This window comes from Vibrio sp. R78045 (assembly GCF_042466085.1).
Classification (GTDB): Bacteria; Pseudomonadota; Gammaproteobacteria; order Enterobacterales; family Vibrionaceae; genus Vibrio; species Vibrio cyclitrophicus.
Window position 1 is genome coordinate 1,376,213 of the sequence record NZ_JAXHBS010000018.1, and the last position, 22,272, is coordinate 1,398,484.

A 22,272-nucleotide genomic window follows, 5' to 3' on the forward strand; every position below is an offset into this window, starting at 1 on the left:
CCTTCAACACGTTAGGCGTATTCATGAGCGAGTTCAGTGAAAGCATCACCTCTCGCCATGAAGTTATTAAATTGATCAAAGCTTGCACACGCTGGAGACAGCATCACCATATCACCGGGCACCAACTGCGTTGAGATGCTTTCGATAATGTCACTAATGGTTTCAAACGTCTTAGCCGATTGATGCAACGACATAAATTGCGCAGCATCTTCACCGAAGCAACACAGCTGAACACGCTCCAGTTGCGCCAACACAGGCTTGAGCTCACTAAAGTCAGCACCTTTACCTACACCACCAACCAAAAGATACAAAGTACCTTGGCACTCTAGCCCCGACAAAGCCGCCAATGTACTGGCTACGTTGGTCGCTTTCGAGTCGTTAACCCACTTGATAGAACGCTTATCAGCTACCACTTGGCAACGATGCGTTAAACCGTTGTAGGTCTTCAGAGCTTCAAGGCTTTTGCTGTAATCAATACCGACTTGTTTAAGCAGTGCTAGCGAGACTAGCGCATTTGCCACATTGTGACGTCCAACCAATGTTAAATCTTGAGTAGGAAGTACTGGCTTGCTGCTATCCACCAACCATTCAGTACCATCAATCGTCGCCACACCAAACTCTTGGTCGTCGAGTCCGAATGTCACTAATGGCATACTGTGGTCAGGATAAGTCTCTTTGTCTTCGCGGTTTACAATCGCGTACTGAGCGTTGTAAAAAATTCTTAATTTGGCGTCACGGTAATCGGCCATGCCTTGATAGCGATCCATATGATCTTCTGACAAGTTCAAAAAGGCCGCCGCTGCAAGGTTTAAACTGGATGTTGTCTCTAGCTGAAAGCTTGAAAGCTCAAGGACATATAAGTCGGCATCAAGCTCTAAAAGATCTAAGGCAGGAATACCGATGTTACCACCAACACCAACATTGAGACCTGCGGCTTTCGCCAGTACACCTGTAAGATCAGTCACCGTGCTCTTGCCGTTTGAACCTGTTATTGCCACAACGGGTTTATTTACCGCCCAGCCAAACAGTTCAATATCACCAACAACCGGAACACCCGCTTGAATAACATCTTGTATTTCCGGGGTCGCTAAGGCGATGCCCGGGTTAGCAACGACTAAATCCGCTCCCGCTAACCATTGGCTATTCCAACTTCCAGAATGCAGTTCCACAGATTCAGGCAAAGATTCTCTGCCCGGTGGTAGCTCGCGAGTATCAATCACCTTCACATGTGTGTGAGGTTGATATTTTACGAGATGTTTAACGACAGAGAGCCCGGTAATACCGAGCCCCACAACCACTACATTTTGAATATTTTGCCAACGTTCCATTTAAACAAGATGCTCTTAATAGTTTTAAAGAGCCTCTAATCTGAGGCTCACATAGGATTAACGAACTTTCAGTGTCGCTAGGCCAACCAATACTAATACCATTGAGATGATCCAAAAACGCACGATTACACGCGGCTCCGGCCAACCTTTAAGTTCGTAGTGGTGATGAATCGGTGCCATGCGGAAAATACGCTGACCACGCAATTTGTAAGAGCCTACCTGCAGAATCACTGACAAGGTCTCCATTACAAACACACCGCCCATGATAACCAGTACCAATTCTTGGCGAACTAACACAGCAATCACACCCAATGCACCACCAAGCGCTAGAGAACCAACATCGCCCATGAATACTTGTGCTGGGTAGGTGTTAAACCATAGAAAGCCGAGACCTGCACCCACGATAGCAGTACATACAACAACCAGCTCAGAGGTGTATGGGATGTATGGAATGTGTAGGTACGCGGCGAAGTTAACGTTACCTGTCGCCCAAGCAATCACAGCAAAGCCAGCCGCAACCATCACCGTTGGCATAATGGCCAAACCGTCTAGGCCGTCCGTTAGGTTTACCGCATTACTGGTACCCACAATAACAAAGTACGTCAGCACTATGTAGAACAAGCCTAACTGTGGCATCACATCTTTGAAGAAAGGAACAACCAATTGTGTTGCCGCAGTATCGTGACCATGAGCGTATAGAGCGAATGCGACAACCAATGCAATCGCCGATTGCCAGAAGTACTTCCAACGAGCAATCAAGCCGTCTGTATTTTTACGAACGACTTTACGGTAGTCGTCAACAAAGCCAACCGCACCGTAACCGCCAAGAACAACCAATACCGCCCAAACGTAAGGGTTAGAAAGGTCAGCCCACACTAATACCGTAATAATGATCGCAGCTAGGATCATCACGCCACCCATGGTTGGTGTACCACGCTTACTGAAGTGAGACTCAGGGCCGTCATTACGAACAACTTGGCCAATTTGTAGCATTTGCAGACGCTCAATTAAACGAGGTCCCATCCACAGTGACAGACATAATGCCGTCAAAATACTCGCGATTGCACGAAACGATAGGTATTCGAACAAACGGAAAAAAGAAAAGTGTGGCTGTAGTAGCTCTGCAAGCCAAATTATCATGAAAAGTTCTCCTTTAAAGCAGCGGCTATTTTACTCATTCCTGCACTGTTTGCGCCTTTTACCAACAAGGTATGTGACGCGTTTTCTGGCAAGCATAAGTGCTGCTCTATGTGCGCGATCATCGCTTGATGCGTTGCAAAGTGAGTACCATTACAGACCTCACTAATCACCTTAGTATCATTACCGTAAGTGAGTACATGCTCAAAAGCGAATGGGGCAGCATATTCACCGACTTGACGGTGAAGTGCAAGGCTTTCGTCGCCTAATTCAGCCATATTGCCTAAAATCAACCAACGTTGACCTTTGAAGCTCGATAGCAATTTAGCTGCCGCCTTCATTGCAGGCACGCTGGCGTTATAACTGTCATCTATCAGCTTGATATTCTGACTTAATTGTTGAACCTCAACTCGTCCTTTGACTGAGATAAGATTCGCTAAACCATTTTTTATTTCATCGAGCGTTGCGCCAAACTGAATGCTCAACGCTGCTGCTGCTAAGGCATTCGCTACGTTATGCTGGCCGATAATGCCAAGTTCAACGGGCACAGAACCTTTTGGTGTCTGCATATCAAAGCACGCTTCACCTTGCTCGTTGATACGAATATTTTTGGCAAAGTAATCCGCTGTATCATCACTTTCTGAAAAGGTCAGAACCGCTTTATCTGCGAGAACTTCACTCCAAAATTCGCCACCGTTACTCTCTAAACTAACAATAGCAGTGTCACCAGCTGCAAGCCCCTGAAAAATTTCACCTTTTGCTTGCTTCACACCATCAATTGAGCCAAATCCTTCTAGGTGCGCCGCTGCCACATTATTTACCAAGGCAACCTGTGGTTTCACAAGCTGGGTAGTGTAGGCGATTTCACCGATATGGTTAGCGCCTAATTCGATCACCGCATAGTCATCGCTTGGTTCACTACGTAGCAAAGTCAAAGGCACACCAATATCATTATTGAAGTTACCTGCCGTAAACAGCACCTTGCCACGTTGTTGCAGAATGCTCGCCACCATCTCTTTGACGGTCGTCTTGCCACAACTGCCAGTAATCGCCATGGTTGGCACGTCACATTGTTTATGGATCCAAGCACTTAACTGACCTAAAGCAAGTTTAGTGTCTTCAACAACAACTTGAGTAATATTTAAGTCAAGTTTTCGTTCGACTAACAACGCACTCGCATTCGCCTCAACGGCTTGATGACAAAAGTCATGCGCATCAAAACGTTCTCCGACGAGAGCAACAAACAATGCGCCCTCTTCAACGGTGCGAGTATCCGTAGAAACGGCATTAATTACGTTATGACTGGAGTTGACAGCCTCAATCAACTCGCCGCTGACTACTGAACAAATTTGTTCGAGTGATACATCAATCATGATGAAATACCTAAAAGTTGAAGCGCAGACTCTCGGTCTGAGTAATGTACCGTATTGTCTTTCAATACTTGGTAATCCTCATGGCCTTTACCAGCCAAAAGAATAATGTCATTGCTGTCTGCCTGCTCAAGTGCAAACTTAACCGCTTGGTAGCGATCGTGCTCGACGAACGCCGATTCCGGCTCACTTAAACCAGCAAGCATATCTTTGACAATCAAAACCGGATCTTCGCTGCGAGGGTTGTCATCTGAAATAATAATTTTATCGGCAAACTGCTCTGCGGTCGCTGCCATCATCGGGCGTTTCCCTGTGTCACGATCTCCACCGCAACCAAAGATAGCCCACAATTTTCCCGAGCAGTGCACGCGCAATGCTGCCAGAGCTTTCTCTAACGCGTCTGGTGTATGAGCGTAATCAACAACTACTTTAGCTTTGCTCGGCACTTGGAACAGTTCCATACGACCAATAACAGGCTGAAGCTGAGGTGCAGTATCGACTAATATTTTCTTATCGATGCCCAATGAAAGCAGAGTCGCGAAAGCAACCAATACATTTGATGCGTTAAACTGACCAATTAAAGGAACCGAAAGATCGCCTTGTCCCCAGTTACCATCGAAAGACATCTGAATACCAGTTTCTGCATAAGCGACATCAGACGCCCATACCGATTGTTGATAACCCGCTAGCGGTGATAGTGAAACAGCAATGGCCTTGGATAAATCTATCATCCAAGCCTTACCCACTTCGTCATCCACATTAATGACGGCATGCTTGCATTTGTGTTGAGTAAACAAGCTCTTCTTCGCCAGAGCGTACTCTTCCATGGTGCCATGGTAATCAAGATGATCACGACTCAAGTTAGTAAAGACACCAACTTCAAAGTCCAAAGCCTTTACTCGACCTTGCACCAAACCATGAGAAGAGATCTCCATCGCAGTATAAACGGCTTTTTCTTCAGCCAACTCACTCAGCGTGCGCTGTATTTCAATCGCGCTGCCTGTGGTGTTAGCCGCTGTTTTTAGATTATCTAGGAAACCATTACCTGTGGTGCCCATTACCGCAGAGCGTTGACCAACGAGATCAAGCCATTGAGCAATCAATTGAGTGATGGTGGTTTTGCCATTGGTGCCAGTAACACCAATCAGTTTGGTCGCTTGAGAAGAATAAACTCGACCAGCCAGTTCAGAGAGAATTGAATTTAGCTCCGCTACATAAACAACAGGAACTGCATTTAACCACTCAACCAAGCCATGAGCTTTGTCATCACCAGCCTGTGCAATGACGGCTTTAGCTCCTTGAGCGACCGCTTTGTCGATAAAACGGCGACCATCAACGGCATGTCCAACAATGGCGACGAAAATATCACCTTTCTTGATGGCACGACTATCCAACTCCAATTGCTCAACAGCAATCGACTCTAGTTCTGTTGAATCAAAGTCCCCCCAAGGAGAAAGTAAAGATGACAGCGTGAGGCTATTACTCATATTGAATCCTGATTAACTCTATTCTTGAAACTTATTTTCATCAGCCGGGACATTCATGATTTGTAGTGCACCCTTCATGATCTCAGAAAATACAGGGGCTGCGACTGAGCCACCATAGTAAAGGTCACCTTGAGGCTCATTGACTACAACAACCAACGCAACTCTTGGGTCACTTACTGGGGCAAAGCCTGCAGTGATCGCAATGTATTCATCACTGTATCCGCCAGCCTCTGCCTTACGAGATGTACCCGTTTTGGCTGCAACGCGGTAACCCGGAACGGCGGCTCTTGTCGCCGTTCCACCTTTTTGAGTCACCCCTTCGAGCATGTTCAAAACCAGTTCAGCGTTTTCTCGCTTGATAATCTGCTTAGAAAAATCTTGGTCGTTGCTCTTAATAATATGAATTGGCTCATATAAGCCTTTGTTGGCTAGCGTCGCATAAGCATGTGCTAACTGCATCGGTGTAACAGACAAACCATAACCAAACGCTAAGGTCGCAATCTCAAACTTTGACCAGCGACGGCGATTCGGGAAAATACCGCTCGTTTCACCAACCAAATTCAGCCCAGACATCTCACCTAGACCAACCGAGCTGTACATACCAAGCAAGGCTTCGAGTGGCATATTAAGCGCTAATTTCGCAACACCTATGTTACTCGACTTTTTGAGGATCAACGCTAAGTCAGCCTTACCCACTTTAGACGAATCTCGCACACGACTACCACCGATCTGCATAATACCGTTGCCAGTATCAATAACGACATCTGGGTCTGCGGTGCCGTTCTCTAGCGCCGCTAAAACCACAAAAGGTTTCACGGTAGAGCCAGGTTCCATGGCGTCGGTTAATACGCGGTTTCGCATCTTAAAGCTTTGTAGGTCAGCACGGTTATTCGGGTTGTAAGATGGCGCATTGACCATGGCTAACACGGCACCTGTTTTTACATCGAGCAGTACCGCAGAGCCTGAAGTCGCCTTATGATCGGCCACCGCTTGCTTGATCGCTCGATAAGCAATGGCCTGTAATCGTTGGTCGATGGTTAATTCTAATGGCTTGCCTTCTTCACGCTCTTCTAAGGCAATATTTTCGACAACGCGTCCATAGCGATCTTTACGAATGGTACGTTTACCCGCTTCACCAGTGAGCCACTGATCATAACTGCGTTCTACACCTTCAAGACCATGACCATCGATACCGGTTACACCAATAAGATGAGCACTGATTTCACCTGCAGGGTAGTAACGACGAGATTCAGCTTTAAGCCCCACACCCACGAGTTTAAGATCGCGGATATATTTAGCCATCGCAGGGCTAACTTGTCTCTGAAGATAAATAAATCGGCGGGATTTGTTACTAGAGATCTTATCGATCATCGGTTGTCGTTCTAGGCCAAGTACATCAGCTAACGCATACCAACGATCAATTTGAGCCATACCATTTTTATCGAAAATGGTTTTCGGGTCAGCCCATACCGCTTCAACAGGAACACTGACAGCAAGTGGCTCACCATTGCGATCAGAAATAATACCACGAGCAGAAGGAATAGCCTTAACACGCACCGAACGAAGGTCGCCCTGACGAATTAAGTTATCTGGTTCAATGATTTGTATATAAGCCACACGACCAACAAGTGCAGCAAAGGCAAGAAACACGAAAGCAATAACGACGTTAAAACGCCATTTTATCAGAACTGGATCCGAATCCTTTTCGCTCTTCACACGCTTTTTCGTTGATTTATTAACGGTTTTCGCGGGTGATTTTTCCTTTTTACCGGTCATTTCAGTGTGATCACAACTTCTTTATCAGAGTCTGGACGTTTCATGTCTAACTCTCGTTTTGCCGATGCTTGAACGCGACTGTGTTCAGCCAAAGCTGTCTCTTCAAGCATTAAATTTCGCCACTCATCATCTAGCTGCTCTCGTTCGACTAATGCCATGTCTTTTTGCGTAATCGCCTGACGTGACATATGTGTCGTAAGAACGACCCCCATCGCACTCGCAAAGATACAGATAAGAACCACCAATGGGACCTTACCCACGGAGATCAAATCAAAAAATATTATCTTGGCTAAGTTAGGCTTGGAGGTCTTCATTGACTACAGCTTTTCTGCGATTCGTAGTACTGAGCTGCGTGAACGAGTATTTTCATCCACTTCACCTTTAGAAGGCTTGATCGCTTTACCAATTGGTTTTAGATCGGCACTGCCTAAAGCTTTAATTTGATCTTCTGTTAATGGTAAACCATGAGGTACCTGAGGGCCTTGACTCTCTTTACGGATGAAGCGCTTCACCATACGGTCTTCAAGAGAGTGAAAACTGATAACAGAGATACGACCTTGGGGAGCAAGAATACTTGCAGCGCCTTTCAGTGCGGTATCGATCTCTTCAAGTTCACTATTAATGTAGATACGAAATGCTTGGAAAGCACGTGTCGCTGGGTGCTTTTTCTCTTTAAAGTTCTTTGGAGCGACATCAGAGATAAGCTTAGCCAATTGGCCAGTACGTGTTAACGGTTCGTTCTCTTCGTTCTCTTGATAAGCAATGATGCCCTTCGCGATACGACGAGCGTGTTTATCTTCACCGAACTCACGGATAACCCATGTGATGTCATCAAGATCCGCATCAACTAGCCACTGAGAAACCGGAATACCCGTCGTTGGATCCATACGCATGTCTAGCGGGCCGTCTTTCATGAAGCTAAAGCCACGTTCAGCATCATCTAGCTGTGGTGAAGACACACCTAAATCCAGTAAAACACCATCCACTTTACCCACTAAGTCATAACGCTCTGCATATTCAGCCATACCTGAGAATGGGCCGTGAATAATCGTAAAACGGGGGTCATCAATCTTCTGAGCTTCAGCAATTGCTTGTGGATCGCGGTCGATACTAAAGAGTCTTCCATTCTCGCCCAGTTTAGACAGGATTGTACGGCTGTGCCCACCACGGCCAAAAGTACCATCGATGTAGGTACCGTCAGGTTTGATCGCAAGTCCGTCAATAGATTCGTTAAGCAATACTGAAATATGTTTGAATGCTTCTGTCATAGTCTTCTCAGTGAGTGGATTGAGCCATTAGTTCGGCAATAATTTGTTCTATTAACGTTTTAGTGTACTGATTTCACGCTGTATCTCCACCATATTGTGTATAGGCATTTGGAATTTTTGACCCAAGCTTATATCAGGGTGAAAGATTTTAAGGAAATCTAAATAATTTACGTCAATATAAAGCAAAAAACCCATCACTACGGTTAAGTAATGATGGGTTCTTTATATAGGTGGAGTTGACACATACGCCGGGTTCTGTTCCGCTTGCGCGGCGGTAACCATTCGTCTAGGCCTGCAATCGCTCACAGGCTCAAGCAATCTACCCGCCCCCATACGCGAGCAGCGCAATGCGAGGGCCTATTTGATCTTGCTCCGGGTGGAGTTTACCTTGCTACGAACTGTTGCCAGTCGCACGGTGCGCTCTTACCGCACCCTTTCAGCCTTACCTGTGCCTCTTCCGAAGAAATGAGGCCATCGGCGGTCTTCTCTCTGCTGCACTTGTCGTGGGCTCGCGCCCCCCAGACGTTATCTGGCACCCTGCTCTATGGAGCCCGGACGTTCCTCCCCTCTACCAGTCTCCCGAAGGACTTCAACGTCAGTTTCCCGAAGGACCTCAACGTCAGTCTCCCGAAGGACATCAGCAAAGCAGCGATTACCCGTTCAACTCCGAAGGCGGATTGTATAGAGATTCGTGTGCAGTGTCTAGCGAGATCACAAATATGGTGCAAACCTCTAAGCAACTGCGTGAATTTCACACAATCCAGACAAAAAAAGAGGAATGACGGCAATACCATCATTCCTCACAAGCTTTTCAATACAGGTTAGCGACTCTTTAAAGAGGTATCTAGTTGTCTAGATACTCTAGGCCCCATTTATATAAAGCGTTCTTTTTCAGATTGTAGATTTCTGCCGTCATCGCCGCCGCTTTTTTAAGGGGTAGCTCTTTGGTTAGAATACCTAGCGTGCGAGTCGCTTCGTCTGGTAATTCTGTGGTCGCTTCTTCACGGTGACCATGAATCAGCAGCACCATCTCACCACGTTTGCGGTTAGCGTCTTCTTCAATCCACTCAATCAGCTCACCAAGTGGCAGCCCTTGGATGGTTTCGAAGGTTTTGGTTAGCTCACGCGCCAATACAACTTCACGGTCAGGTCCTAGAATATCTAGCATATCCTGCAGAGAATCCGTAATACGGTGCGGTGATTCATAGAAGATACACGTGCGTTCTGCTTTTGCGATCTCTAAGAACTTATCTTTGCGACCCTTACTCTTTGGTGGCAAGAAGCCTTCAAAGCTGAAGCGATCCGACGGTAGACCAGAAGCACTTAACGCAGTAATCACTGCACAAGCACCAGGAAGTGGCACAACTCTCACACCCGCTTGACGACATTGTGAGACAAGATGGTAACCTGGGTCACTGATTAAAGGAGTACCCGCATCAGAGACTAATGCGATAGACTGACCTTCTAATAACCTTTCGACTAGAACTTGTGCTTTAGTTTGTTCATTATGATCATGTAAAGCGAACGTTCTGGTTGATATATTGAAGTGAGCAAGCAGCTTACCCGTGTGGCGTGTGTCTTCGGCTGCAATAACATCGACACTTGATAAAATTTCAATTGCTCTTTGAGTGATATCTCCCAAATTTCCGATTGGAGTTGGCACAATGTAGAGAGTTGGGCTCTCTGTGAGCAAGGTTTTGTTATCTGTCATTTGTTTACCATCACTTCAACGATTAATATAGATACAAATTTATACGGAATTTAAAGAACTCATGGCAACGATGAACCATAAGAGACTCAGTGTACCACGCTTACTAACTCCAATTGCATTAGCAATTACATTGGCGGCTTGTTCTTCAGGTCCTCAAGCACCAACGAGCGTTGATATTACACTAGATCCAGCGCAATCAACTGAAAGTTACATGATGCAGGCGGATAGTAGTAAAGGAAGTCTACAAAACGACTGGTTAATCATGGCGCTTAAATCTTCTGTGCAAGCTGGAAAAACCGATCAAGCAACACTGCTTATCAAACGCTTAGCAAAACAAGAACTAAGTGAAGTTCAACAAGCGGAATGGCAATTAGCTCGCGCTCAGCTGCTAGTGAATAACTCACAGCCTGATCAAGCTTATAGCCAACTGAACTTTCAGCCTTGGTGGAAGCTACCTGACGAACAGTGGAAAGATTATCACGAGCTACGCGCGAACATCTCAGAGATGAAAAGTGAGTATTTCGAGGCAAGCCGTGAGTTAGTGCTCTATTCAGAGTACCTAGACACTGACGACGAGCTTCAACAGCAAACTGCCGACCGTATTTGGCAGAATCTGAATAGCTACTCTCAATACGAGATTCTAGAACTGAAAACATCGCCGACAGAAGATGTGCTTTCAGGTTGGTTACAACTGGCTATCTACATGAAGACGCTCAACTCGAACCTTCCAAACCTACAGGAAACTCTATCTGATTGGTTAGCCGAGAACCCTCAGCACCCTGCGGCTACTTACACACCTCAAGCGATCACCGATATTTTAGCACTAGAGATCAGCAAGCCAACTAGCACAGCACTGTTGCTGCCGCTAACGGGTAAGTATGGTAAGCAAGCACAACTGGTACGTGATGGCTTCATCTTTGCTATGATGAACGACAAAGAACGCGAAGAAGATGCAACGCTGACCGTTATGGATACCAACGTGCAAAGTGCTGCTGAAATCAAAGCGACATTGGAAGAGAACAACGTTGATTTCATCGTTGGCCCGCTGATTAAGAGCAACATCACTAAGCTTCAGCAAGCACAGAAAAACCACGAGAACTCGATTCCAGCTTTAGCTCTGAACATTCCAACGCAACTAGAACCTGATACCAATATTTGCTATCTCGCTCTATCGCCTGAACAAGAAGTCGCTCAGGCCGCGAAACACCTTTTTGCTCAAGGTTACAAGTACCCGCTAATCCTTGCGCCAAAAGGACGTTTGGGTGATCGAGTTGAGCAAGCTTTTAAGGAAGAGTGGCAAAAATACAGTAGCAACGACGTCGCGATGAGTTTTTTCGCTGATAAACGTCAACTGCAGCGCACGGTAAACCAAGTCTTCGGATTACAAGAAAGCCAGCAGCGTATCGCTCAAATGGACGGGTTACTGAACCTAGACCTAGAAACAGAACCACGCAGTCGCCGTGATATCGATTCTGTCTACATTGTGGCTAAGAACTCAGAGCTAACGCTAATCAAACCGTTCATTGAAGTCGCAATTAATCCAGATGCTAGTCAACCAGCACTGTTCTCAAATTCACGCAGCAACAGCGGTGATAAACAGTATGAAGACCTAACCGGTGTTTTCTACAGCGATATCCCACTGTTAGTTGAGAACAAGAACGAGCTCAACAAAGAGCTAAACGACTTATGGCCTGCACATTCAAACGGCCAAAAACGTTTGCAAGCTCTGGGAATGGATGCTTATTACCTAATGGATGCACTGCCACAGATGAAAGCTGTACAAGGTTACAGTATTCCGGGTGAAACCGGTGTGTTAACCATCGATAATAATTGTGTCGTACAACGCGAAATCAGCTGGGCAGAGCATGGGGCTTTTTAGCCGTACGTTTTTGTCCAAAGCAACCGTCACCCACAAACAAGTGGGTGATAAATACGAGACCGTGGCGAAGAATTATTTAATTGGCCACGGTTTATCGTTAATTCAACAAAACTTCATAGCTAAATGTGGCGAGATTGATCTTATAATGCGCCATAACAATACCGTAGTGTTTGCCGAAGTAAAATACCGTAAGCAAACCCGTTACGGACATGCCGCTGAAATGGTAACAGCAAAGAAGTCACAGAAGCTGCTCAAAACAGCCAATGTTTGGCTTATGCAGCAAGGCTTGTCAGTGCATTCTACGGATTTCAGGTTTGATATTGTTGCCATTGAAGGGCCGAATGAACATATCGACTGGATTCAAAACGCAATTACCCAAGGATAAACATGCTAGACAGCATTAAAGAAAGTTTTACAGAAAGTATTCAAATCCAAATTGCGGCTGCAGAAGCACTGCCAGACGCAATCACGCATGCCGCTCAAGCTATGGTTGCTACCCTGCTCAACGGAAACAAAATTCTTTGTTGTGGTAATGGTGGTTCGGCGTCGAATGCTCAGCAATTTGTATCATGCTTACTCAACCGCTTTGAAACAGAACGCCCTAGCCTTCCGGCGATGGCACTCATGGCTGATAACACCACGCTAACTGCAGTGGCAAACGACTATCACTATGAAGAAATCTTCTCTAAGCAGGTACGAGCATTTGGTCAAACAGGTGACATCTTACTGGCTATCTCGACTAGCGGTAACAGCAAGAACATCATCAAAGCGATGGAAGCTGCGGTAACACGCGACATGACAATCATTGCCTTTACTGGTAAAGATGGTGGTGAAATGGCAGGCTTACTTGGTGAGCACGATGTTGAAATTCGTATCCCTTCACACCGCACAGCGCGCATTCATGAAGTACACATGGTGACACTACACTGCCTATGTGACCTAATCGACCAAGTACTCTTCCCTGCTCACGAAGAGTGATATACGGAGCATCACAATGAAATCATTAACCTCTATGAAGCTGTTCAAGCTGATTAGTGTTTCGCTACTTACACTGTCCCTATCTGGTTGTGCTGGCATTTTCATTGCTGGTGCGGCAACCACAGCAAACCTAGTCACGGATACGCGAACCACCAAAGAAATTTGGAACGATAACAACATCGAATTTGAAGTTGCGGCGATAACCAATAAACAACCATTTCGTGGCAATGTTCGTGTCACTGCCAGCTCTTACCGAGGTTCTGTCGTGCTGATGGGACAAGCCATGACAGACTCTGAACGTCGTGCTTTTGAAAACCAAGCCAAGGATGTTACCGGTGTAAAGAGCATTCACAATCAAGTTCGAGTTAAAGAACCACTATCTGTTAGCGCTATTAGCAAAGACAGTTGGATTACCACCAAGGTGAAGTCTGCACTACTTGCCAATGCTGAGCTTAACGGCATTAAAGTAAAAGTCATCACTGAAGATTCAGAAGTATTTTTGCTTGGATTGGTTTCTCGAGAACACGCTGATATCGCAACAGAAGTTGCACGTAATATATCTGGTGTGAAGCAGGTAATTCGAGCGTTTGAATATGGTGAAGAAGAAGAGACTTCGGTTAATTAACGAATCAATCTATATGCTCAATACTGGATAATGCAGATGCTCAATACTGGATAATGCAGATGCTCAGTAGCCCGTTCAAAAAGCTGGGCAGTAACTGACTGAAGACAGAATAAGAAAGCAAAAAAAGAAAAAGCAGCGATAGATCGCTGCTTTTTTATTTGGTTGTTATTTTACTAACGTTATTTGATAACGCGAAGGCTTGGGCGACCTTTCGCAGGACGAGGAGGCTCAGGATCTGAGTCAGGCTCTTCTTCAGCGTCTTCGTCTGCCGTTGCTACGCTCAAAGATGGGCCTTTTTCTGGTTCTTCAAAAGGACTTTCTTCGATCCCTTCTTCAAACGCTTCCATGTATGCCTCTTCAGGTTCAAACATGGTACCAGCACCATTTTCACGAGCATAAATCGCTTGTACTGCGTAAAGCGGAACGATCACAGAATGTGGACGGCCACTAAAGCGAGCACTAAACGTTACTGCTTCGTTACCCAATTCAAGTTGCCCAACAGCACGAGGCGCGATGTTCAGAATGATCTGGCCATCTTGAACAAACTCTTCAGGAACTCGCACACCGGGTAATGTTGCTTCAACAACCAAGTGAGGCGTTAATTCGTTATCAACCAGCCATTCATAAAATGCACGAAGCATGTATGGTCGGCGTGGGGTCATATTAGAAATATCCATAACGCTTAGCGAACGAGTCGCATCTCACGCTCAGCTTCAGTTAGAGAAGCTAGGAATGAATCACGTTCGAATACGCGGTTCATGTAAATCTTAAGCTCTTTAGAACCAGGACCAATTAGTTCGATACCAAGCTCAGGTAAACGCCATAACAGCGGAGCTAGGTAACAATCAATTAGGCTAAACTCTTCGCTCATGAAGTATTCATATTCAGCGAAGATAGGAGCAAGAGTCAGTAGGTCATTGCGCAGTTTAACGCGAGCAGCTTCTGATTCTTCAGCGTTGCCTTTAACGATTTTCTCAGCAACTGAATACCAGTTGCGCTCAATGCGGTACATCATTAGACGGCTATTACCACGAGCAACCGGGTATACAGGCATCAATGGTGGATGAGGGAAACGCTCATCAAGATATTCCATAATGATCTTTGAGTCATATAAAGCAAGCTCACGATCAATAAGGGTAGGTACTGATTTGTACGGGTTCAGTTCAACAAGCTCTGCTGGTAGATTTTTTTCATCAACCAACTCAACTTCAACACTTACGCCTTTTTCAGCAAGAACAATGCGCACCTGATGGCTATACATATCAGAAGCACTTGAGAAAAGAGTCATCACAGAACGTTTATTGGCAGCTACAGCCATGGAGCCCTCCAGTACACTTTAAATAAAAACAATGGAGGCCTAAAAGCCTCCATTGAACATTAACATAATTTGGGAATTAGCACGGTATTATAGCACAATTAGTGCACATCACGCCAATACTCTTTCTTCAGTAAAATCACAATGATAGTGAAGATTACTAAGAAGGCCATTACCCACCAACCCATAGCGTGGCGCTCAAGTTGTACCGGGTCGCCCGAGTAAACAAGGAAGTTTACAAGGTCGCGAACCGCTTCATCGTATTCACCAGTGCTTAGCTCACCAGAACCGTCAGTTTCAGTGCCAACAACAACCTTCACTTCCTCACCATCTACCATGTGAGTATCGTAGATTGGCGTTGGGATTCCTTGTAGCTCTTCAAGAACATGTGGCATACCAACACTTGGGAAAACGATGTTGTTCACCCCAAATGGACGAGACGGGTCTTCATAGAAAGTACGAAGATATGTGTATAGCCAATCTGCACCACGAACACGAGCAACCAGAGTTAAGTCAGGTGGCGGAGCACCAAACCAACTAGCCGCTTGATCAGAAGGCATAGCATTAACCATCAAACTACCAATTTTCACTTCTGGGTCGAAAATCAGGTTTTCCTTCATTAGGTCTAAAGGAATTTCTAAATCATTCGCAACACGCTCATAACGTTGGTACTGCGTTGAGTGACAAGCGAAACAATAGTTCATGAACATCTTAGCGCCATTTTGCAATGAGGCTTTGTCTGTTAAATCATTGTTCGCTTTGTCTAATGGTACGCTTGCACCCGCTGCCATCGCCAGTGACGGCAACATAGCAAATAAAATTACAATCCACTTTTTCATTTGAATGTCACCCTTTCTGGTAATGGTTTCGTCGCTTCATTTTTACTGTAGAACCACAGCAGAACGAAGAACATGAAGTAACCTAAGCTAAAGATTTGAGCTAGTAGCGTGTATGTTGGCGTCGCTGGAAGCGCACCAAGGACACCAAGCGCAATAAAGCTTATTGTGAATTGGATGATGTTAATCAAATGCAGTTTGCTACGGTAACGGTAAGAGCGCACTTTACAACGATCGAACCAAGGTAGTAGGAAGAGCACGACAATAGAGGCGCCCATTGCTACTACACCTAACAGCTTATCGGGAACAGCACGAAGTACAGCGTAGAACGGCGTGAAGTACCAAACTGGAGCAATGTGCTCTGGTGTTTTCAGTGGGTTTGCAGCTTCAAAGTTTGGCGGCTCAAGGAAGTACCCACCCATTTCTGGGTTAAAGAACAGCACGTAACAGAACAAGAATAGGAAGCCAGCAACACCAACCATATCTTTTACCGTCCCGTATGGGTGGAAAGGAATAGAGTCAATGATGTCGTATTTCTTAGTGTAATCCTTGTGGAATGGGAACTGAGTCTTGTAGTCGTCGCCCATCGTACCTTTAGGAAGCTTGGTTTCGATACCGTCAGGGTTATTCGAACCTACTTCGTGCAGTGCTAGTACGTGAAGTACGATAAGCAGCAATAGTACGATTGGTAAAGCGATAACGTGCAGTGCGAAGAAACGGTTCAGCGTTGCACCAGAGATGATGTAGTCACCACGGATCCAAAGCGTTAGGTCATCACCAATAACTGGGATTGCACCAAACAGAGATATGATTACCTGAGCACCCCAGTAAGACATTTGACCCCATGGTAGTAAGTAACCCATGAAAGCTTCAGCCATAAGCACTAAAAAGATCAACATACCGAAGATCCAAAGTAGCTCACGAGGTTTTTGGTATGAACCGTAGATTAAACCACGGAACATGTGCAGGTAGATAACCACGAAGAATGCCGAAGCACCCGTTGAGTGCATGTAACGCAGTAACCAACCGTATTCTACATCACGCATGATGTATTCAACAGAAGCGAACGCACCTTCACCAGACGGTACGTAGTTCATTGTTAACCAAATACCCGTAAGGATTTGGTTAACCAGTACCAACATTGCTAAAGAACCGAAAAGGTACCAAAAGTTAAAGTTCTTAGGCATTGGGTATTCAGATAAATGCTTTTTGTAAGCATTCATCGCAGGTAGACGTTTCTCTACCCAATCAAGCAATCCTTGCATTACGCGTCTCCCTCGTCCACACCGATCATGATCTTAGTGTCACTCAAATACATATGCTTTGGTACAACAAGGTTCAATGGAGCTGGTACGCCTTGGAATACTCGACCTGCCATATCAAACTTTGAACCATGACAAGGACAGAAGAAACCAGACTTAACACCCTGAACTTGTTCTGCAAAAGAATCCGGTAGGTAAGTTGGAGAACAACCTAAGTGCGTACAGAAACCAACAGCAACGAAGAATTCCGGCTTAATCGAACGGAACTCGTTCTGTGCGTATTCAGGTTGTTGTTCAGCTTCAGATTGAGGGTCACGAAGTTGACCACCGATCGCTTTTAGGTTTTCTAGTACCGATTCAGCTCGGCGTACAACCCATACAGGCTTACCTTGCCACTCGACACGAACCATTTGTCCCGGTTCTAACTTACTGACTTCCACTTCCACCGGGGCGCCTGCAGCTTTCGCCTTAGCACTCGGATTCCATGATTTAATAAAAGGCACGGCTACAGCAGCTGCTCCTAAACCACCAACAACGGCTGTTGTTGCGGTTAAGAAATGCCTGCGACCGTTATTTAAAGGCGCGTTGCTCATCCAAACATTCTCCCATTTGCTCCTTATGGATTGAAATAATTCCGAATAAAGAGCATGGCTAACAAAATATGTATTTAGTTCTATTTATTGACGGCAAATGATAAATAAAACCCTACTTTTTGACAAGATAAAGCTACCTTTTTGTAACAATCATGAGGCAAAGCGCACATTGGGTTACAAAAGCTTTCAAAATATAAGAATTTGGAAATAAAACGAGGGAGGGAAAGCGTTTAGAGGGGGTATAAAAACAAAAAGCCCGGCATATAGCCGAGCTTTGAACCACAATTCCAGTCGTAAAACTGGGAGCGTGTACTTTTTCGTAAAGAAAAATTAACGCTTAGAGAATTGAGGTTTACGACGTGCTTTACGTAGACCAACTTTCTTACGTTCAACGCAACGAGCGTCACGAGTAACGTAGCCAGCTGCACGTAGAGCAGGACGTAGAGTTTCATCGTACTCCATAAGAGCTCGAGTGATACCGTGGCGGATTGCGCCAGCTTGACCAGAAATACCACCACCAGAAACAGTGATGTAAAGGTCAAGTTTCTCAGTTAGTTCAACTAGCTCAAGAGGTTGCTTAACAACCATACGAGAAGTTGGACGACCGAAGTAAACATCAAGGCTACGCTTGTTGATTACGATCTCACCAGAGCCTGGTTTGATGAAAACACGAGCTGCTGAGCTTTTGCGACGACCAGTGCCGTAGTATTGATTCTCTGCCATTTTCATAATCCCCTTAGATGTCTAGTACTTGTGGCTGTTGAGCAACATGGTTGTGCTCAGTACCAGCGTACACTTTAAGCTTACGGTACATCGCGCGGCCTAGAGGACCACGTGGAAGCATACCTTTAACTGCTAGTTCAAGAACCATTTCTGGTTTCTTAGCAATTAGCTTTTCAAAAGTGATAGTTTTAAGACCACCTGGGAACTCAGAGTGACGGTAGTAAACCTTACCCTTAGCTTTGTTACCAGTTACAGCAACTTTCTCAGCGTTAACAACGATGATGTAATCACCAGTGTCTACGTGAGGAGTGTATTCTGCTTTATGCTTGCCGCGTAGGCGAGAAGCGATTTCACTTGCTAGACGGCCAAGAGTTTTGCCTTCAGCGTCTACAACATACCAGTCGCGTTTTACAGTTTCTGGTTTAGCAACGAAAGTTTTCATGCTAATAATTACCTATTTAAAAAATTTACACTTAAGGAATACTCGCGTACTCCCACTGTCTAAGAGTTACCATTCATCACCCCTTCGAGTGTTGGAAAACTCTTGGCATAACGTGATTTTACTCATCGCTAGAGGCCCGCAGTAACGGTAGGTCGCAGGATTATAGAGAAGAGCGAAGAAAAAATCACCTCTTTTTGAACAAAATCACGATTTTTTTAATTCTCTTTCTTATTCGAGATAATCAAAGCTAACTTAAGTGTTCTTTTGCCAAATATTCGTGGCTCTGCATTTCGATTAAGCGCGACTGACAACGTTTAAATTCAAACTCCAGCTGACCATGAGTATACAAACTTTCTAGCTCAACCTCTGCTGAAATTATCAGCTTAACATTGCGCTCGTAGAACTCATCGACTAACGCAATAAAGCGTCGTGCCGCGTCATCTGAGGTGGAACCCATTTGCAAAACATTTGCCAATAATACCGTGTGATAAACCTTAGACAGTTCAATATAGTCATTCTGGCTACGGGCCGACTGACAAAGCTGAGCAAAGGTTCCATGTAGAACGCCGTCACTTGCTTCTATTACGTCTAATTGACGATGGTTAACCTCTATTTGCTTTAACTTCTGTTTATCTTCGCCCACCAACTGTGCGTAGTACTTTTCAAGATTGATATTCGCTTGGCTATCTAATGGGTAATGATAGATTTCAGCTTGCTCTAAAGTACGCAGTCGATAATCGATCCCGCTATCGACATTAAGAATGTGACAGTTGTCTTGAATAAGCTTGATTGCAGGTAAGAATCGCGCGCGCTGCAAACCATTGCGATACAAATCTGCAGGTGGGATATTTGAGGTCGCGACTAAAATAACGTTTCGTGCGAAAAGTTCTTGGAACAAAGTCCCTAGAATCATTGCATCCGTAATGTCCGAAACAAAAAACTCATCGAAACAGATAATGTCCGCTTCTTCTTTTAGCTTATCTGCCACCAAAGGCAATGGATCGCTCACATTACCTAATGCTTTCAACTCATCATGCACGCGATACATAAAACGGTGAAAGTGAACTCGCATTTTATTTGTGGTCGGTAAGGCATCATAGAACGTATCCATTAAATACGTCTTACCGCGCCCTACACCGCCCCAAAAATAGAGACCTTTGGGTGGTTTCGGTGATTGAACTTTTTTCCCTAGTAGCTTCTGAAATCGAGTCAACTCAGGAATAGGAGTATTCATATATTCTTGAAACTGATGAAAGAGTTCATCTAAAGATTTAACGGCTTGCTCTTGTGCTGGATCTCTTTGAAATCCATGTTCTTTTATATCTTGTTCGTATTTTTTAATGGGATTCATGACGACATTTCCACAATGAAAGCAATATCAGACAGCGAAGAAAAATGAGCCTAAACAATTCTAGAGTTAATGCCATACGGCGAATAAAGCAGCACTAAACTGCTAACTAGCGCACACGCATTTCTCTTTATACTGCGGCTTTCTCATAGTACCATGGAGCCGTACCACGTGTAACTAAGCAGTAACAAACATGTTAAAAAACAATAATAAGGAGCTGTTATGCCTTGGATGTATGCCGTTGCCGGTTTACTAGTCGGAGTTATTTTAGGGGTCGCTATTTCTCGTCTCATGACACCTGAATACAAAAAACAAAAGAACGTACAGAAAGAATTAGATAGCGCAAAGTTTGCCCTTGAGCAACAGCGACAAGAGCTGGCTGACCACTTTGCGAAATCAGCAGAAATGCTGGATACCTTAGGTAAGGACTACACGAAACTGTATCAGCACATGGAAAAAACGAGCTCAGAACTCATCCCTAATCTACCTGAGCAAGACAATCCATTTGTGAAAACAGCGGCTGCACACTCAGACAAGCCACAAGATAAAGCTTCTGTTAAAGAGGCAACACTTGAGGAACAACCCAAAGATTACGCCAATGGCGCAACGGGGTTATTTACTGAGCAGAAGAAAGAAATTATTGATGCTCCGGATGTCGTTACAGCAAAAGCATCGTAAACATTTAATACTTCTGTGAACTTTACAAAGGTTTTTGAGTCATAACTTTCACTCAGGTCATTTGAAATTTCTCATATCTATAGCAAATATGAGAAGGCTAAGACCTTAACTAGAGAGGAGTTTATGATGAAAAAACCTTTGCTTGCTTTATCGGTACTGACTTTAAGCTTAAGTTCAATCATCACGCCAATTCAAGCGACAGCCGCACTTCCCCTAAGTGTGGGTAATGAACAATTACCTAGCCTAGCTCCTATGCTTGAGCAAGTTACCCCCGCTGTGGTTAGTATTGCTGTAGAAGGCAAACAAGTACAACGTCAGCAAATCCCTGAACAATTCCAATTCTTTTTTGGCCCAGAGCAAACTCGAGAGCGACCGTTCCGAGGTTTGGGGTCGGGTGTCATCATTGACGCTAAAAAAGGCCATATCGTCACCAACTATCACGTAATTAATGGCGCCGACGATATCAAAGTGAAACTTCATGATGGTCGAGAATATGATGCCGAACTCATCGGTGGCGACCAAATGTCTGATATTGCGCTTCTGAAATTAGAGGAAGCCAAGAACCTAACCCAGATAAAACTCGCAGACTCAGATCAATTAAGAGTCGGTGATTTTAGCGTGGCTATCGGTAACCCATTTGGACTCGGGCAAACTGTCACATCAGGTATCGTATCGGCCCTAGGAAGAAGCGGCTTAAACCTTGAGAACTTTGAAAACTTCATTCAAACCGATGCCGCGATCAATAGTGGTAACTCTGGTGGTGCGCTAGTCAACCTTAACGGTGAACTGATTGGTATCAACACCGCCATTCTTGGCCCTAACGGAGGCAATGTCGGTATCGGTTTTGCAATCCCGTCTAATATGATGAAAAACCTGACAGAACAGATTCTCGATTTCGGTGAAGTGAAGCGCGGTATGTTGGGGGTTCAAGGTGGAGAAGTGACCTCTGAATTAGCAGAGGCGCTCGGTTATGAATCAAGTAAAGGTGCGTTTGTTAGCCAAATTGTACCAGACAGCGCAGCAGATAAAGCAGGCCTGAAAGCGGGTGATATAATTACCTCTATCAATGGTAAACGCATTGATACCTTCAGCGAATTAAGAGCCAAAGTGGCCACTCTCGGTGCAGGTAAGCAAATTGAGCTTGGAATCGTTCGTGACGGAAAAAGCAAAACCTTTGATGTCACGTTAGGCGAATCAACCAATAACAAAACACAAGCTGAAAAGCTCCATGAAGGACTTGCGGGTGCTGAGTTGACCAACACTAACGATAGCGATGCAGCTACAGGAGTGAAAGTATCAAATGTGGCTAAAGGCTCACCAGCAGAAGCCTACCAGCTTCTGAAAGATGACATCATCATCGGCGTAAACCGCCAAACGGTTAAGAACCTTGCACAGTTCAGAGATATTTTAGAGAAACAACCTGGCGTATTGGCATTGAATATCCAACGAGGAAATAGAACTATCTACCTAGTCATTCGTTAATAATTTGTCAGTATAACCAAAGGGAGGCCGCATA

At 44.9% G+C, this 22,272-nt stretch carries 22 protein-coding genes and 1 other RNA gene; 6 read left to right on the forward strand and 17 right to left on the reverse strand.

Annotated features, from left to right (window positions below; translation table 11 throughout):
* Window positions 1-11: 11 nt before the first annotated feature.
* The 9 genes from murD to rsmI form a co-directional block, all read right to left on the reverse strand.
* Window positions 12-1,328: a UDP-N-acetylmuramoyl-L-alanine--D-glutamate ligase gene (gene murD, locus SJY39_RS27910; RefSeq protein WP_016791799.1), complete on the reverse strand. Its 1,317-nt coding sequence runs from the start codon at window positions 1,326-1,328 to the stop codon at window positions 12-14.
* A gap of 57 nt (window positions 1,329-1,385) precedes the next feature.
* Window positions 1,386-2,468 (reverse strand): phospho-N-acetylmuramoyl-pentapeptide-transferase, encoded by a 1,083-nt coding sequence (gene mraY / locus SJY39_RS27915; protein WP_010434722.1) that lies wholly within the window; start codon window positions 2,466-2,468, stop codon window positions 1,386-1,388.
* Entirely contained in the window at window positions 2,465-3,838 is a 1,374-nt protein-coding gene (murF, locus tag SJY39_RS27920) for a UDP-N-acetylmuramoyl-tripeptide--D-alanyl-D-alanine ligase (RefSeq protein ID WP_016793007.1), read from the reverse strand. Before murF ends, mraY begins: the two co-directional genes overlap by 4 nt.
* Window positions 3,835-5,322, reverse strand: a complete 1,488-nt coding sequence (gene murE / locus SJY39_RS27925) for a UDP-N-acetylmuramoyl-L-alanyl-D-glutamate--2,6-diaminopimelate ligase (RefSeq protein WP_016789749.1) — start codon at window positions 5,320-5,322, stop codon at window positions 3,835-3,837. The genes murF and murE overlap by 4 nt, the downstream gene beginning before the upstream one ends.
* 18 nt (window positions 5,323-5,340) lie before the next feature.
* Window positions 5,341-7,098, reverse strand: a complete 1,758-nt coding sequence (locus SJY39_RS27930; RefSeq protein WP_010434717.1) for a peptidoglycan glycosyltransferase FtsI — start codon at window positions 7,096-7,098, stop codon at window positions 5,341-5,343.
* Window positions 7,095-7,412: a cell division protein FtsL gene (gene ftsL / locus SJY39_RS27935; RefSeq protein ID WP_016793006.1), complete on the reverse strand. Its 318-nt coding sequence runs from the start codon at window positions 7,410-7,412 to the stop codon at window positions 7,095-7,097. Before ftsL ends, SJY39_RS27930 begins: the two co-directional genes overlap by 4 nt.
* A gap of 3 nt (window positions 7,413-7,415) precedes the next feature.
* Window positions 7,416-8,366, reverse strand: coding sequence for a 16S rRNA (cytosine(1402)-N(4))-methyltransferase RsmH (gene rsmH, locus SJY39_RS27940; protein ID WP_010434714.1), 951 nt, complete (start codon window positions 8,364-8,366; stop codon window positions 7,416-7,418).
* Between the two features lie 228 nt (window positions 8,367-8,594).
* An RNA gene (gene rnpB / locus SJY39_RS27945) (RNase P RNA component class A) lies at window positions 8,595-9,034 on the reverse strand.
* A 176-nt stretch (window positions 9,035-9,210) separates the two neighbouring features.
* Window positions 9,211-10,077: a 16S rRNA (cytidine(1402)-2'-O)-methyltransferase gene (gene rsmI, locus SJY39_RS27950; protein ID WP_010434711.1), complete on the reverse strand. Its 867-nt coding sequence runs from the start codon at window positions 10,075-10,077 to the stop codon at window positions 9,211-9,213.
* Between the two features lie 61 nt (window positions 10,078-10,138).
* On the opposite strand from rsmI, the gene SJY39_RS27955 reads away from it, so the two are divergent.
* Genes SJY39_RS27955 through SJY39_RS27970 form a run of 4 tightly spaced genes read left to right on the forward strand, consistent with a single transcriptional unit; the run spans window position 10,139 to window position 13,559 of the window.
* Window positions 10,139-11,956, forward strand: coding sequence for a penicillin-binding protein activator (locus SJY39_RS27955; protein WP_016783970.1), 1,818 nt, complete (start codon window positions 10,139-10,141; stop codon window positions 11,954-11,956).
* Window positions 11,943-12,341, forward strand: coding sequence for a YraN family protein (locus tag SJY39_RS27960; RefSeq protein WP_010434707.1), 399 nt, complete (start codon window positions 11,943-11,945; stop codon window positions 12,339-12,341). The genes SJY39_RS27955 and SJY39_RS27960 overlap by 14 nt, the downstream gene beginning before the upstream one ends.
* 2 nt (window positions 12,342-12,343) lie before the next feature.
* Window positions 12,344-12,934, forward strand: coding sequence for a phosphoheptose isomerase (locus tag SJY39_RS27965; RefSeq protein ID WP_010434705.1), 591 nt, complete (start codon window positions 12,344-12,346; stop codon window positions 12,932-12,934).
* Window positions 12,935-12,950: 16 nt separating this feature from the next.
* Entirely contained in the window at window positions 12,951-13,559 is a 609-nt protein-coding gene (locus tag SJY39_RS27970) for a BON domain-containing protein (RefSeq protein ID WP_010434703.1), read from the forward strand.
* A 179-nt stretch (window positions 13,560-13,738) separates the two neighbouring features.
* Here the strand turns inward: SJY39_RS27970 and sspB are convergent, their stop codons facing one another.
* The 8 genes from sspB to zapE form a co-directional block, all read right to left on the reverse strand.
* Window positions 13,739-14,236, reverse strand: a complete 498-nt coding sequence (sspB, locus tag SJY39_RS27975) for a ClpXP protease specificity-enhancing factor (RefSeq protein WP_010434702.1) — start codon at window positions 14,234-14,236, stop codon at window positions 13,739-13,741.
* A 5-nt stretch (window positions 14,237-14,241) separates the two neighbouring features.
* Window positions 14,242-14,877, reverse strand: a complete 636-nt coding sequence (gene sspA / locus SJY39_RS27980; RefSeq protein ID WP_010434700.1) for a stringent starvation protein SspA — start codon at window positions 14,875-14,877, stop codon at window positions 14,242-14,244.
* A gap of 98 nt (window positions 14,878-14,975) precedes the next feature.
* Window positions 14,976-15,713, reverse strand: coding sequence for a cytochrome c1 (locus tag SJY39_RS27985; RefSeq protein ID WP_010434698.1), 738 nt, complete (start codon window positions 15,711-15,713; stop codon window positions 14,976-14,978).
* Window positions 15,710-16,975, reverse strand: coding sequence for a cytochrome bc complex cytochrome b subunit (locus SJY39_RS27990; protein WP_009848941.1), 1,266 nt, complete (start codon window positions 16,973-16,975; stop codon window positions 15,710-15,712). The genes SJY39_RS27985 and SJY39_RS27990 overlap by 4 nt, the downstream gene beginning before the upstream one ends.
* The gene (petA, locus tag SJY39_RS27995) at window positions 16,975-17,565 is read right to left on the reverse strand and encodes a ubiquinol-cytochrome c reductase iron-sulfur subunit (RefSeq protein ID WP_390243225.1); all 591 of its coding nucleotides are present in this window, start codon (window positions 17,563-17,565) and stop codon (window positions 16,975-16,977) included. The genes SJY39_RS27990 and petA overlap by 1 nt, the downstream gene beginning before the upstream one ends.
* A 330-nt stretch (window positions 17,566-17,895) precedes the next feature.
* Complete coding sequence (gene rpsI, locus SJY39_RS28000; protein WP_004740758.1) at window positions 17,896-18,288, reverse strand: 30S ribosomal protein S9; 393 nt, start codon at window positions 18,286-18,288, stop codon at window positions 17,896-17,898.
* Between the two features lie 13 nt (window positions 18,289-18,301).
* A complete protein-coding gene (rplM, locus tag SJY39_RS28005; RefSeq protein WP_010434689.1) occupies window positions 18,302-18,730 on the reverse strand; it encodes a 50S ribosomal protein L13 in 429 nt (142 codons plus the stop codon).
* Between the two features lie 247 nt (window positions 18,731-18,977).
* A complete protein-coding gene (gene zapE, locus SJY39_RS28010) occupies window positions 18,978-20,081 on the reverse strand; it encodes a cell division protein ZapE (protein WP_010434686.1) in 1,104 nt (367 codons plus the stop codon).
* A gap of 219 nt (window positions 20,082-20,300) precedes the next feature.
* Here zapE and zapG point away from each other — a divergent pair, with 219 nt between their 5' ends.
* Window positions 20,301-20,756, forward strand: a complete 456-nt coding sequence (gene zapG, locus SJY39_RS28015; protein WP_010434684.1) for a Z-ring associated protein ZapG — start codon at window positions 20,301-20,303, stop codon at window positions 20,754-20,756.
* A 126-nt stretch (window positions 20,757-20,882) separates the two neighbouring features.
* Window positions 20,883-22,238, forward strand: coding sequence for a DegQ family serine endoprotease (locus tag SJY39_RS28020; protein WP_010434682.1), 1,356 nt, complete (start codon window positions 20,883-20,885; stop codon window positions 22,236-22,238).
* The last annotated feature ends 34 nt before the right edge of the window (window positions 22,239-22,272 follow it).

What these genes read in the sequence shown, in the direction of transcription:
- ftsL (WP_016793006.1), bottom strand. Translation starts at nt 7,412, where the DNA reads ATGAAGACCTCCAAGCCTAACTTAGCCAAGATAATATTTTTTGATTTG.
- rpsI (WP_004740758.1), bottom strand. Translation starts at nt 18,288, where the DNA reads ATGGCAGAGAATCAATACTACGGCACTGGTCGTCGCAAAAGCTCAGCA.
- SJY39_RS27955 (WP_016783970.1), top strand. Translation starts at nt 10,139, where the DNA reads ATGGCAACGATGAACCATAAGAGACTCAGTGTACCACGCTTACTAACT.
- petA (WP_390243225.1), bottom strand. Translation starts at nt 17,565, where the DNA reads ATGAGCAACGCGCCTTTAAATAACGGTCGCAGGCATTTCTTAACCGCA.
- zapG (WP_010434684.1), top strand. Translation starts at nt 20,301, where the DNA reads ATGCCTTGGATGTATGCCGTTGCCGGTTTACTAGTCGGAGTTATTTTA.
- SJY39_RS27930 (WP_010434717.1), bottom strand. Translation starts at nt 7,098, where the DNA reads ATGACCGGTAAAAAGGAAAAATCACCCGCGAAAACCGTTAATAAATCA.
- mraY (WP_010434722.1), bottom strand. Translation starts at nt 2,468, where the DNA reads ATGATAATTTGGCTTGCAGAGCTACTACAGCCACACTTTTCTTTTTTC.
- rsmH (WP_010434714.1), bottom strand. Translation starts at nt 8,366, where the DNA reads ATGACAGAAGCATTCAAACATATTTCAGTATTGCTTAACGAATCTATT.
- zapE (WP_010434686.1), bottom strand. Translation starts at nt 20,081, where the DNA reads ATGAATCCCATTAAAAAATACGAACAAGATATAAAAGAACATGGATTT.
- rsmI (WP_010434711.1), bottom strand. Translation starts at nt 10,077, where the DNA reads ATGACAGATAACAAAACCTTGCTCACAGAGAGCCCAACTCTCTACATT.
- murE (WP_016789749.1), bottom strand. Translation starts at nt 5,322, where the DNA reads ATGAGTAATAGCCTCACGCTGTCATCTTTACTTTCTCCTTGGGGGGAC.
- murF (WP_016793007.1), bottom strand. Translation starts at nt 3,838, where the DNA reads ATGATTGATGTATCACTCGAACAAATTTGTTCAGTAGTCAGCGGCGAG.
- sspA (WP_010434700.1), bottom strand. Translation starts at nt 14,877, where the DNA reads ATGGCTGTAGCTGCCAATAAACGTTCTGTGATGACTCTTTTCTCAAGT.
- murD (WP_016791799.1), bottom strand. Translation starts at nt 1,328, where the DNA reads ATGGAACGTTGGCAAAATATTCAAAATGTAGTGGTTGTGGGGCTCGGT.
- rplM (WP_010434689.1), bottom strand. Translation starts at nt 18,730, where the DNA reads ATGAAAACTTTCGTTGCTAAACCAGAAACTGTAAAACGCGACTGGTAT.
- SJY39_RS27970 (WP_010434703.1), top strand. Translation starts at nt 12,951, where the DNA reads ATGAAATCATTAACCTCTATGAAGCTGTTCAAGCTGATTAGTGTTTCG.
- sspB (WP_010434702.1), bottom strand. Translation starts at nt 14,236, where the DNA reads ATGGATATTTCTAATATGACCCCACGCCGACCATACATGCTTCGTGCA.
- SJY39_RS27960 (WP_010434707.1), top strand. Translation starts at nt 11,943, where the DNA reads ATGGGGCTTTTTAGCCGTACGTTTTTGTCCAAAGCAACCGTCACCCAC.
- SJY39_RS28020 (WP_010434682.1), top strand. Translation starts at nt 20,883, where the DNA reads ATGAAAAAACCTTTGCTTGCTTTATCGGTACTGACTTTAAGCTTAAGT.
- SJY39_RS27965 (WP_010434705.1), top strand. Translation starts at nt 12,344, where the DNA reads ATGCTAGACAGCATTAAAGAAAGTTTTACAGAAAGTATTCAAATCCAA.
- SJY39_RS27990 (WP_009848941.1), bottom strand. Translation starts at nt 16,975, where the DNA reads ATGCAAGGATTGCTTGATTGGGTAGAGAAACGTCTACCTGCGATGAAT.
- SJY39_RS27985 (WP_010434698.1), bottom strand. Translation starts at nt 15,713, where the DNA reads ATGAAAAAGTGGATTGTAATTTTATTTGCTATGTTGCCGTCACTGGCG.